Origin of the sequence: Lysinibacillus sp. GbtcB16, from assembly GCF_019091145.1 — a bacterium.
In the GTDB taxonomy this organism is placed as follows: domain Bacteria; phylum Bacillota; class Bacilli; order Bacillales_A; family Planococcaceae; genus Lysinibacillus; species Lysinibacillus fusiformis.
On the sequence record NZ_JAGXJV010000095.1, the window covers coordinates 1 to 621 of the forward strand.

Annotated in this window: 1 protein-coding gene; it reads right to left on the bottom strand. The window is 29.6% G+C overall.

What is annotated here, in order from left to right:
- Positions 1 to 351: AbiU2 domain-containing protein (locus KVT27_RS23495; RefSeq protein ID WP_217582060.1), on the bottom strand; the 351-nt coding region annotated here is incomplete at its 3' end.
- Positions 352 to 621 lie beyond the last annotated feature (270 nt).

Sequence of the window (621 nt, forward strand, 5' to 3'; positions counted from 1 at the left end):
GATAATTTTCTTATGATTTTCAATTTCCTTTTTGGTAATCATCAAAGAATCAGCTGCATTTTCTTTATAATCAAAAAGAGCCCTATTAACATCAGCAATATTTATTAATTTATTCAAATTAGCGGTCGTCCTTCCATGTTCATAAAGCTTCGCTAAAGTGATAATAACATCGTTGAATAATGACTGAAGTGTCAGAGTAAAAAAAGCTGGCGCAATATTAAGTTCATCCAAATGTTCATTTCTATGCTTTTGAATGTGTCTCCATAATTGAAATTTTGATCTTACATTTATAATTTCAAGCATGAATCCCCTTATTAACTGATGTATCTTTTTCTTATCGTACCCACTCAAAACTTAACCCCATTTCCAAAATAATATCTGTATCATTACATTATTTCTCCCCACAAATTATAACAAACTCTATAGTTAAAAGTAAAAAAAAGCACCTTTAAAAAGATGAGTAAAAAAACAAAAAAGCATCGACAAATGCCGATGCTTTTCGTGCCTATTTCAATAGACCAGTACCTAAAATTATTTTTTGGCACCCTACTTTATTGTATTTCAACATTTAGTATGCAACTTTGTTGTCGAGTATTGAACTTTGTTATTCAGTATTGAACT